The following is an 11,394-nucleotide window of genomic DNA, read 5'->3' on the forward strand; positions in this document are numbered from 1 at the left end:
CGAGAGGCGCATTATAGAGATCCAAACTGACAGCGCAACCCTTTATTTAATAAAAATGTTTGAATGCTGGTTTTATGTTCAATTTGAGCATTTTTAAGCCACTTCCACTATATAGCAGCTATATAAAGGTGTATTTTGTATAAAGGACTCATATGAAATTTATATATAGCGTCCTACCATTATCTTTATCTAGCGATCGTCACCTGTTTTATCATGACAAAATCTCAGTACTACTTAGGCTTGTTCGTTTTATCTGATCTGACTTGGCTTAGGTAATCCTAGATAGCGACGAAGTGTCCTGACCTCAAATCCTTTCAGCCAATAACAGTCCCTATTTAAGCGATCGTTAAATCACTTAAGATAATTCATCATAAGGATAATCCTTGCTGCCCCCCTTATATTAAGTGACTTACTAAAAGCATATTTAGATATACCTTTATAACGTTGCAGAATACTCGAGGTCCACACATCAGATCTTTAATGACCGCTATTACGCCATGGGCCAGTAACGGACGTAAATAAGCAATGAAAGTGACAACAACCTTTCAGTTGTATTGATTGATCTGAACCATTCGCAGCGCTACATATCTTAAACAGCCACGCTATTGAATATACCTCCAGCTAAGCGTCGAATATATTACCTGCGAACAGGGCTTATTAAGGTTTAGCCTATAACCTGTGTTTTCAGTCACGTTTAATGAAATATCATCAGTAACCAATTAGACTTTTTATATGCGGTTATAAATGAAATGCTTGCCAGCTAGGGTTTTATTTATCCAAATTCGACTAGGACTGCATTCAAGGGGGATATTTTGGTTCAGTTATATATTGGGCTATCAAAAACTGCATAACTGATATTCGGGAGAGATTTGCTATCAGGTCATATGCTCGACCTGATAGCAAGTAAACGTCGCTTACTTAACTGTCTTTATGTAGGCAGATTACTTTAGTGATTTACTGTTCTTTTTTAGGTGATTCTTCCGATTCTGTCGTTTTGTCTTCAGGATCCGTCTCGGTAGGTATAAAGTCCGCATCATTTTCATCAGCGTCACCTACCACATGTTCCAGTTTCACCTTATCAACACTGCGAAAGGTATTAATAGGTCCGGCTAACGCGTATAAGGCAAACACAACAAACAAAACCAATGCAGGCTCTGTGGCAACCACTACGAAAATCAGCATAATTAATAACAAAGCAACAAATGGTACTTTGCCATGCCAATTCACTTCTTTAAATGAATTGTACTTAAAATTACTGACCATCAATAACCCTGCGAAGCTGGTTACTAAAGCGACAATAACGCTATAGTCATCTCCGTCGACACCATATTCACCTCCGACCCAAACTAAACCTGCCACTAATGCAGCAGCAGCTGGACTGGCAAGGCCTTGAAAATAACGTTTGTCTGCCACACCCAATTGGGTATTAAAACGAGCAAGTCTTAGCGCTGCACCTGCTACATAGATAAAGGCGGCTAACCAACCAATTTTACCTAACCCACTCAATCCCCAGTTATAGGCAACAAGAGCTGGCGCCATGCCAAATGACACCATGTCGGCCATGGAGTCATACTCAGCACCGAACTCACTTTGGGTATTGGTCATTCGTGCAACACGACCATCAAGCCCGTCGAAAACCATCGCTACAAATATCGCTACTGCAGCGGCTTCAAAGTGCCCATTCATAGACGCAACAACAGCATAAAAACCCGAGAACAAGCCCGCGGTTGTTAATAAATTAGGTAAAAGATAAATACCTTTACGCTTAGATTCGGGCATAACAGCTCCTCTGATAAAATAACGGCGCCAAGATAACATAAACGGTAAGCTTTGGTTATCGGGCATCATAAAAAACACTAACCTAGGTTAACTCAACAATTTATCCCGTTGTATGAGCAACTATACCTATTATACCCATTTTCTAATATTGGCTAATACAAATAAGGTGTATAATTACGCCATTGTCGACAAATTGAGTCACCTGCTCTTGAAGTTGTCCATTTTTTTTACACCTTAGGTGTTAGTGTCAAAGCAGATGTTTTAAGTCGCTGTAATAGCTGATTTAATTTGATTTGGCACTTTTCTTGCTTTGTCAGAATACATAGTTAATTAGAAGACACACCATATTAAAAGGACAGGAAGATTAATATGAATAATTTATTTACTCTGCGCAACATAGCGCTAGCCGCTTCGCTAATGACATTTTCATTTGCCAGTTTGGCAACAGGCACCACCAATTGGGATTTTAGAACTTCTGGTGGTAACAGTTATGGAAGTGGTAGCAACACCAGTTCTTATGGTAATACGTTAAGTTTTAATTCGGCTGATACTGATTTAACGATTACAGCTTGGGCCGATACTAATGAACAGAATGGCCCAGACACCATTCAAAACGCCACAGCTGCTCAAAATGGTTACGGTTTGTTAAATTACAACCGCAATAATGATGGTCATTATGTCGATAACCGCGGCGATACTGACATGTTGTTGTTTACTTTTGATGATTTGGTAAGGATTACCGGAGTCAATATTGGCTATTACAGTACTGACTCAGATATATCAATCGCTGCTTTTGATACGCTACCAACATTACAAGGGCAAACTTGGGCTAGTGTTGCCAGCAATGCAAGTTTTAGTACAAGTTTTGCTAATATCGGCAGCGGCTGGAGCTCATTTACTAGTGCGACTGCTGATGTAGATGCTCAATATTGGATAGTTGGTGCTTACAATAGCTCATTCGGCCAATCTGGTGCAGGAGGTTTCGGGAGCAATAATGATTATCTGAAGATTGCCGGTATATCAACGATTGCTGGAGCAAGCCCTAAGCCACCGACATCTGACGTGGCTGAGCCTAGCTCATTAGCTATATTGGCATCTTTTGGTTTATTCGCTGCATGGCGTCGACGTAAATCAGCTTAAAGCTAATATGAATATCAAAAAACCTCACTTTGAAGTGAGGTTTTTTTTGCCTAAATTAATACTGAGGTATATTTACAGCAGTCAAATTCCACAAGCAAGAAAGGTAAAAGTAACGTAATATTTTATCTAAGCTTTCTAAGGAAAAGAGTCAATAATTACATGAAATTACCTTTATTTTCATCACTACTAACATCTATAGCCCTTTGCGTAATATTATCCCCCTTGGCTTTAGCTGATACCTCCGATAATTACGAAAAGGCATTATCTGCGTTTAACCAAAAATCGTTTCCAGAGTCATACATTCATCTTAAAAACGCCTTGCAAGAGTCACCTTCTCATTTACCGTCAAAACTACTTATGGGTCGAGTGTTATTAATTGATGGCTATGTGAAAGACGCGATAACTGAATTTGAAGAAGTAATGGCCGCGGGTGCCGATCTAAATTTAGTATTGGTTCCCTTAGCCAATGCCTATCTTATCAGCCGGGACTTAGACGCGCTTTTAGCATTGCCTATGCCGCGCAATTTATCTGCTCAGGTAAAACTGGATGTATTGCTGTTAAAAGCTGCTGCTCACGTACAGCGCAAAAACTTGCAGCAAGCACAGACTATTTATGAAAACGTTCGACTTGAATTTAAAAAAGATGTACGTGCACTAAATGGATTGGCGCAAATTGCTTTTTTAAATAAAGACTACGTATTAGCGAATCAGTACCTTGATACCGGGCTAGTTGAGCATAGCCAAAATCCACAAAGCTTATTTTTACGCGGTCTTGTGCTGCAAAGCCAAGGTAGAAGCGACGATGCAAGAGCGCAATTTGAACTTGCGCACAAATACGATAGCTTCGATCCAACGATTAAGCGCGCATTAGCCAATAGTTACGTTGAAGGGAATATGTTATCTGAAGCACAAGCGATGATAACGCAAATAGAGGAGCAAACCACAGGAGACCTACAAACTCAGTTGCTTAAAGCCCGTCTGTTAGCCATGCAAGAGAAAAATGGCGAAGCTGATGCGTTATTAGCAAGTCTGAGTCAAACCTTGAGCTTAGCCACTGACGAAAATAAAGATCAAACGGCTTGGATCAGCTTAGTCACAGGTATTACTGCTTATATTAATCAAAATTATGACGTTACCGTACGAGAGCTTTCACGCTATGTAAAAACGGAGTCTGCACCACCTGAGCTTTTAGGTCTGTTAGCTGAGGCTCACATTCGACAAGGCGCTCCCAAAAAAGCGGTGAAGCTTTTAGAGCTAAATGAAAGTAGCGTGTTGAAAAGTGTTCCAGTATCTTCATTGCTGTGCGACTTGTATCTCGCCAGCAACAAAGTCTTTAAATGCAATAGCATTGTTGAGGAGCTGAAAAAAACCGATGGCGACAATCACAGTGTCATTCTGTTAGAAGCAAAATTACTGGTGCGTCGTGACAAAGCAGAGCAAGCTATTGCACTTTTAAGCAATAGTGACCTCGACACCAATGCCGAAGATGTTTTGCTATTTAAAGCCTCATTAGAAGCCAACGAACAGCGCTACAGCGAGGCCTTATTATCAGCCAATAAACTTATCCTTTTGCAACCCGATAATTCTCACTATGCGAATTTGAGTGCAGATTTAAACATTCGTTTAGGTAATTTGAAGGACGCTGAGACGACCTTGCATAAAATTTTATTCAAAGATGCCGATAATATAGCTGCGCTGATGAATCTGACCCGTGTGGAATTTGCGCAAAATAAACTGTCAGCATCTCTGACTTCGATAGAAAAAGTTATCGCCCTAGCACCAACCAACACGGCTGCACTCGTTTTACATGCGCAAATATTAGTCAAGAAAAATGAATTAGACTCGGCAATTGAGAGTTTACTCACCGCCAAAGCGCTTGCGCCAGATAGTGCTGGGCCTCATGAATTACTTGTTAATATTTATCGCCAACAACAAAAGTACCCAATTGCACTAAATGAGATAAACGCCTTATTGAAAATCAATCGTTTTAATTCGGCTTATCTATTTGAAAAAGCCAATTTGTTGCTCACCCTTGATGAACCCAAAAAAGCGAAAAAACAGCTTGATATATTATTCAGTCAATGGTCGAACAACGCAGCACAATTAGTCGAGCTAAGCCGCAGTCAACTGCAAGCCAATGACATTGCGGGTGCGCAAATAAGCCTTGAACGCGCAATAGACATTGCTCCTGACTACGCCCTCGCAAAGTTAGAATATGGTCAATTATTATTAACGCAAAATAGGCTTAGCGAGGTAGACGCACTGCTCGCGAATATGCAGAAATCGTTTACTGATAACCCAAATGTATTCGTGCTACAAGGTCATTACTTCAAGGCCTTAGGCGACACACAACAAACATATCAAGCCTATACCCGTGCTTTAACTCTAGATCCTAATTTTACGCTGCCATTGATTGAGCTATATCAACTTGCCAGTCAAGGCGAGCATACAAATGAGTTTACCCAGTATCTCGTTGACTATTTGTCTATTCACAGCGACGCTCATTTTCAGCGTCACCTGCTGGCGGATCTTAATTTCATAGCTAACGATTATGCCAATGCTGAAGCACATTATCTAAAACTTATCGCCATCGATGATTTGCCTAATAAATCTAAGATTTACAATAATCTGGCTATTATCCAGATAGATTCTGACAATAAAAAAGGCTTAGACTACGCGGAAAAAGCGGTGAAACTAGCACCGAACTCGGCCGCTATATTAGATACTAAAGGATGGCTGTTGGTTAAGAATACTCAATACCAAGAAGCCTTAGAAATACTTAGATTAGCGTTTACATTGCGCTCCAATGATCCCTCTATCCGTTATCATTTGGCAGTTGCATTAAAAGAGTTAGGCCGCGCAGATCAGGCTGAAGTACAATTAAAGCAAGCCATTAATAGTGTGAAAGACTTTCCTGAAAAACCAGCCGCGATTGCCTTACTGCAAACTTTATAATATTCGCAGATTAAGCGTATTCGCCTATATCCTTTGTGATTCAACAATCCCCTAAAACAAAAACGGCTACCTAAGTAGCCGTTCTCTATTATCCAATGGATTATATAGTTAGTTACAACCCACGTTTACTCAATTACTTAGTTAATCAATGATTAAGCCATTTTCATCTGCATCAATACTGACGACACTATCTGCCATCAGTGTTCCAGATAAAATCTTCTGCGCTAATGGATTTTCAATTTCCATTTGAATAGCGCGTTTAAGTGGGCGTGCACCGTAAACCGGGTCATAACCAGCTTCTGCAATTTTATGCAACGCCGCATCGGTCAGTTCTAGTCCAATACCTTTTTCTTCTAAGCGTTTGCGCAAGAATTGCAGTTGCTTACTAGCGATAGAGGTTATTTGTTCTAATCCTAACGGATGGAATACCACGGTTTCGTCTACACGGTTTAAAAACTCAGGTCTAAAGTGAGTACTTAATACGTCAAGCACTGACTGCTTCATTTTTTCGTAATCATTTTCACTATGCTGCTCTTGAATAATATCAGAGCCCAAATTAGAGGTCATGATGATCACAGTGTTTTTGAAATCAACCGTACGCCCCTGCCCATCCGTTAAACGACCATCATCGAGTACCTGAAGCAAAATATTAAATACGTCAGGGTGTGCTTTTTCTATCTCATCGAGCAATATCACGGAATAAGGCTTACGACGTACAGCTTCAGTTAAGTAGCCGCCTTCTTCATATCCCACATAACCAGGAGGTGCTCCAACTAAGCGTGAAACTGAATGCTTCTCCATAAACTCAGACATATCTATCCGCACCATGGCGTCTTCAGTATCGAATAAGAAGCTAGCGAGGGTTTTACACAGTTCAGTTTTACCCACCCCTGTTGGGCCTAAAAACAAAAATGAACCAATCGGTTTATTTGGATCCGCTAAACCTGCACGTGAGCGTCGGATAGCATTTGATACTGCGGTGACCGCTTCACTTTGCCCCACCACACGTTCATGCAGTGCGCTTTCCATGCTCATGAGTTTATCTTTCTCACCTTCAAGCATTTTTGATACCGGAATACCAGTCCAACGAGAAAGTACGTCAGCAATCTCATTTTCTGTTACGCGACTTTTAAGAAGCTGATGCTCTGTGGTTTGCGACTCTGATTCTGTCGCTATCTCAAGCTTACTTTCAAGCTCAGGAATACGTCCATATTGCAGTTCAGACATACGACTTAAATCTGACGCACGGCGGGCTATTTCTAAATCTAATTTAGCTTGGTCAAGCTCTGCACGAATACTTTGTGTACCTTGCATGGCTAGTTTTTCAGACTTCCAGATCGTCTCTAATTCAGAAAATTTAAATTCCGCTTGCTCACGCTCAATTTCAATAAGCTCTAAACGTTTATGACTCGCATCGTCTTTCTCTTTTGCTAACGCTTGCTCTTCAAGTTTTAATTGAATGATACGTCGCTCAAGTTTGTCCATTTCCTCTGGTTTTGAGTCCATTTGCATGCGAATACTTGATGCAGCCTCATCGATTAGATCGATGGCTTTGTCTGGCAACTGTCTGTCGCTAATATAACGATGAGATAAAGAAGCTGCTGCAACGATAGCAGGGTCAGTTATTTCAACTGAATGGTGTAACTCATAACGCTCTTTCAAGCCACGCAATATCGCAATGGTATCTTCAACACTCGGCTCGTCCACCAGCACTTTTTGAAAGCGTCTTTCTAGTGCAGCGTCTTTTTCAATATATTGTCTGTATTCATCTAACGTGGTTGCGCCTACGCAATGTAATTCGCCACGGGCCAACGCGGGTTTAAGCATATTTCCGGCGTCCATCGCGCCTTCGCCTTTACCAGCACCCACCATGGTATGCAATTCGTCGATAAATAAAATAACTCGGCCTTCTTCTTTAGCCAACTCATTAAGCACTGCTTTCAAACGTTCTTCAAATTCACCTCGGTATTTAGCCCCAGCAATTAAGGCACCCATGTCCAAAGACAGAACACGTTTATTCTTTAAGCTTTCTGGTACTTCGGAATTAATGATTCGCTGAGCCAAGCCCTCTGCAATCGCAGTTTTACCTACGCCTGGCGCACCGATTAACACAGGGTTATTCTTTGTACGGCGCTGTAATACCTGAATAGTGCGGCGTATCTCATCATCTCGACCAATAACAGGATCAAGCTTGCCCTGCTCGGCTCGTTCGGTAAGGTCCGTGGTAAACTTCTCTAATGCTTGGCGAACATCTTCAGCATTCGGATCGTTTACCGTTTGTCCACCACGAATATCCTCGATTGCTTTTTCAATAGACGCTTCTGTGGCGCCAACCTGACGCAACAAATCACCCAGTTTGCCTTTGTCTTGCACTGCTGCCAGTACAAATATTTCTGAAGTTATATATTTGTCTTTACGCTTTTGAGCGATTTTATCACTCAGGTTCAGCAATACTACTGACTCTTTAGCCAATTGAACGTCGCCACCAACGCCTTCTACACGGGGAATATTATCTACTGCTTCGGCCAGAGCTGAACGTAACGAATTCACATTTACTTTGGCATTCTCGAATAACGCACGCACAGATCCGCCTTGCTGATTCAGCAAAGCCGTCATCACATGTACAGGTTCAATGTATTGATGATCACGCCCAAGCGCTATGGATTGAGCATCGGATATAGCAAGTTGAAACTTACTGGTGAAACTGTCTAAACGCATATACCACTCACTTATAATGGATTAATAATTAACCTATTAATGGTGTGATATTAAGAATATTCAAGCAAAGAATACGATTTTAGTAGACTAATATTGAGCTAGATCAAGTTGCTAAAACAACCTAAGGTTGAAGGTATATACCTGAAACCATTCGACCGGTTTTTGCTAATCCTTGATGGGTAGCACGGCGATGAGAAAAGAGCTGCTTGGCATTTGCATAAGTGCACAGGTCTGCAGTATAAACATTGCTTATCCCGACTGCCGTTAGCTTTTCAAGGGCTATAGTTTGTAAGTCTGCCTGATACTTCCCCCCAGTTTTCCCGCTAGTAAAGCAATGGGCGTATTGGTCAAAGTGACTTAAGACCGTTTCGTTTACTTCATAATTTGCCTGGCTAATGTGAGGACCAATCCACGCGAGTAAATTGTTTGGTTTGCTACGCATGACGTTGCAGCTATTTTCAATTACGCCGTCAGCTAGGCCTTTCCAGCCCGCATGCACAGCCGCGACTTCAGTGCCGTGCATATCACAGAGTAAAATAGGCAGGCAATCGGCTGTCATAACAGCACATACCAATCCCGAGTAAGTTGTTGTCGTCGCGTCAGCATCTTGGTTTTGCTCAGAGTCAGGCGTTACTAATATACAATCGTTACCATGCACTTGATTCAACCATTTCACATGTTGATAGCGAGGTAACCGTTGTCGATTAGCCAGCACAGCGGCATTGTCATCCCCAACATGGGCACCGACGTTAAAAGAGTCATAGGGAAACTGACTAACCCCACCGACTCGCAAAGTCGAAAATGCCTGTACCTTTTTTGGCGCAGGCCAATTAGGTGTTATGAATGATAATGCCGTCATTGTTTAAACCAGATCGTTTGGGTTTTGCGCAGTGTCTTCTTTTAATACCGCTAACAAATTAACAAAGTCGTCAGGCAATGGAGCTTGAAACGACATCCACTCACCAGTAATGGGATGTTCAAGTTCTAACTGAATAGCGTGCAACGCTTGGCGTTTAAAACCACGAATGGTGTCAATCATAATTTCACTTGCCGCTTTTGGTAAACGAGGACGGCCACCGTATGCTTGGTCACCGATTAACGGATGACGTAAATGCGCCATGTGCACACGAATTTGGTGTGTTCTGCCCGACTCAAGCTTTAAACGAAGATGTGTATGAGCACGAAATTTTTGCTTAACACGGTAATGCGTTAAAGCGGGTTTTCCCGATTGAACCACTGCCATGTTTGTGCGCTTAGTAGGATGACGACCGATCGGCTCGTCGACACTGCCACCAGCAATTAAGTTGCCATAAACAACCGCTTCATATTCGCGGCTAATTTCTCTTGCTTGAAGCTTCTCCACTAAATGTGTTTGAGCAGGAATAGTTTTAGCCACGACCATCAAACCGGTGGTGTCTTTATCTAAGCGGTGCACGATACCCGCACGTGGCACACTGCCAATATCAGGAACATGATTAAGCAGCGCATTTAAAATAGTACCGTTGGCATTACCTGCCCCAGGGTGCACGACCAAATTTGTTGGTTTGTTGATAACAAGAATATGCTCATCTTCGTATACGATATTCAAATCAATATTTTGAGCGCTGTGCCGTTCCTGTATTTCGATACTGGCATTAATTTCAATTAACTCTTCACCAAGTAACTTTTCTCTTGGTCTGTTCACTATCTGACCATCTACGGAGACTTGATCGGCTAAAATCCAATCTTTTATCCGTGATCGTGAATAATCAGGGAACATTTCGGCCAAAGCTTGATCTAAACGTTTACCTAACAACGTTTGTGGCACCGCGGCCTGTAGTTGTATTTTTTCATAGCTTGTAGACATGCAAAGGAGACCCTAGTAGTGTTTCGAACGATTTATATGTGCATAGCCCAATACGCTGGGTTAGAATATGCAGCTGTTATCGGTTCTATAAAACCCTATTCTAACGGATTTTTGCCAGCAATGAATCGACGAACGCTTATCGCAAGCATAAATAAGAGTAAATAAGATAAATATGATGAGAAAGTTATCGTTACCCAAGATTTTTCTAGCCGCAGCGATTATCGCGATAAGTGGCTGTTCGTCCTCTCCAGATGATGAAGAAGTAGTTGTAAATAATCGTAGCGCCGCATCTTTATATGAAGATGCGAAAGAAAAAATGGCAATTGGTAACTTCAATGCTGCCACTGCGACCCTTAGTGCATTAGATTCAAGATATCCATTTGGACCTTTATCAAATCAGGTTCAGTTAGATTTAATTTATGCTTACTATAAGTCAGGCAAAGTGAACGAAGCCATTTCAACTATCGATCGCTTCACCCGATTAAACCCAAACCATGCTGATGTTGACTACGCTCTATATATGCGCGGATTAACTAACATGGAATCAGATAAAAATTTATTTCAAGAATTAGTGGGTATTGACCGTTCAGACCGTGATCCCAGTAAATCTCGTGAAGCATTTGAAGATTTCAGACGTTTAATTGAGAAGTACCCTGATAGCAAATACGCCGCTGATGCGCAAAAACGTATGTTGCACATCAAAAGCCGTCTAGCAAAGTATGAAATTGCTATTGCACGTTTCTATATGCGTCGTGAAGCATACGTAGCTGCAGCTAACCGAGGCCGTTACGTGCTTGAGTACTATCCAGATACTGACCATGTGCAAGAAGCCTTAGAAATCATGGTGGAATGTTACGATCAGCTAAAGCTTGATGATTTGAAAAACAACGTGATGAAAACGCTTAAACTTAACTATCCACAAAGCAGTTTTATCAGCTAACGGGATAGATAGCTTA

7 protein-coding genes are annotated in these 11,394 nt (G+C 41.5%); 3 read left to right on the forward strand and 4 right to left on the reverse strand.

Going from position 1 to position 11,394, the window contains the following annotated elements:
- Positions 1 to 954 precede the first annotated feature (954 nt).
- A complete protein-coding gene (pssA, locus tag GQS54_RS10165) occupies positions 955 to 1,779 on the reverse strand; it encodes a CDP-diacylglycerol--serine O-phosphatidyltransferase (protein ID WP_166423884.1) in 825 nt (274 codons plus the stop codon).
- 369 nt (positions 1,780 to 2,148) lie between these two features.
- Here pssA and xdp1 point away from each other — a divergent pair, with 369 nt between their 5' ends.
- The gene (gene xdp1, locus GQS54_RS10170) at positions 2,149 to 2,919 is read left to right on the forward strand and encodes an exosortase-dependent surface protein XDP1 (protein ID WP_166423885.1); all 771 of its coding nucleotides are present in this window, start codon (positions 2,149 to 2,151) and stop codon (positions 2,917 to 2,919) included.
- 159 nt (positions 2,920 to 3,078) lie between these two features.
- Entirely contained in the window at positions 3,079 to 5,874 is a 2,796-nt protein-coding gene (prsT, locus tag GQS54_RS10175; protein WP_166423886.1) for an XrtA/PEP-CTERM system TPR-repeat protein PrsT, read from the forward strand.
- A gap of 141 nt (positions 5,875 to 6,015) precedes the next feature.
- Here the strand turns inward: prsT and clpB are convergent, their stop codons facing one another.
- The 3 genes from clpB to rluD form a co-directional block, all read right to left on the reverse strand.
- Complete coding sequence (gene clpB / locus GQS54_RS10180) at positions 6,016 to 8,592, reverse strand: ATP-dependent chaperone ClpB (RefSeq protein WP_166423887.1); 2,577 nt, start codon at positions 8,590 to 8,592, stop codon at positions 6,016 to 6,018.
- Between the two features lie 121 nt (positions 8,593 to 8,713).
- Positions 8,714 to 9,451: a peptidoglycan editing factor PgeF gene (gene pgeF, locus GQS54_RS10185; RefSeq protein ID WP_166423888.1), complete on the reverse strand. Its 738-nt coding sequence runs from the start codon at positions 9,449 to 9,451 to the stop codon at positions 8,714 to 8,716.
- A 3-nt stretch (positions 9,452 to 9,454) separates the two neighbouring features.
- Positions 9,455 to 10,438 (reverse strand): 23S rRNA pseudouridine(1911/1915/1917) synthase RluD, encoded by a 984-nt coding sequence (rluD, locus tag GQS54_RS10190; RefSeq protein WP_166423889.1) that lies wholly within the window; start codon positions 10,436 to 10,438, stop codon positions 9,455 to 9,457.
- 172 nt (positions 10,439 to 10,610) lie between these two features.
- On the opposite strand from rluD, the gene GQS54_RS10195 reads away from it, so the two are divergent.
- Entirely contained in the window at positions 10,611 to 11,378 is a 768-nt protein-coding gene (locus tag GQS54_RS10195) for an outer membrane protein assembly factor BamD (protein ID WP_205967710.1), read from the forward strand.
- The last annotated feature ends 16 nt before the right edge of the window (positions 11,379 to 11,394 follow it).

This window comes from Paraglaciecola sp. 20A4 (assembly GCF_011378905.1).
Taxonomy (GTDB): domain Bacteria; phylum Pseudomonadota; class Gammaproteobacteria; order Enterobacterales; family Alteromonadaceae; genus Paraglaciecola.

What these genes read in the sequence shown, in the direction of transcription:
- pssA (WP_166423884.1), bottom strand. Translation starts at nt 1,779, where the DNA reads ATGCCCGAATCTAAGCGTAAAGGTATTTATCTTTTACCTAATTTATTA.
- xdp1 (WP_166423885.1), top strand. Translation starts at nt 2,149, where the DNA reads ATGAATAATTTATTTACTCTGCGCAACATAGCGCTAGCCGCTTCGCTA.
- prsT (WP_166423886.1), top strand. Translation starts at nt 3,079, where the DNA reads ATGAAATTACCTTTATTTTCATCACTACTAACATCTATAGCCCTTTGC.
- clpB (WP_166423887.1), bottom strand. Translation starts at nt 8,592, where the DNA reads ATGCGTTTAGACAGTTTCACCAGTAAGTTTCAACTTGCTATATCCGAT.
- pgeF (WP_166423888.1), bottom strand. Translation starts at nt 9,451, where the DNA reads ATGACGGCATTATCATTCATAACACCTAATTGGCCTGCGCCAAAAAAG.
- rluD (WP_166423889.1), bottom strand. Translation starts at nt 10,438, where the DNA reads ATGTCTACAAGCTATGAAAAAATACAACTACAGGCCGCGGTGCCACAA.
- GQS54_RS10195 (WP_205967710.1), top strand. Translation starts at nt 10,611, where the DNA reads ATGATGAGAAAGTTATCGTTACCCAAGATTTTTCTAGCCGCAGCGATT.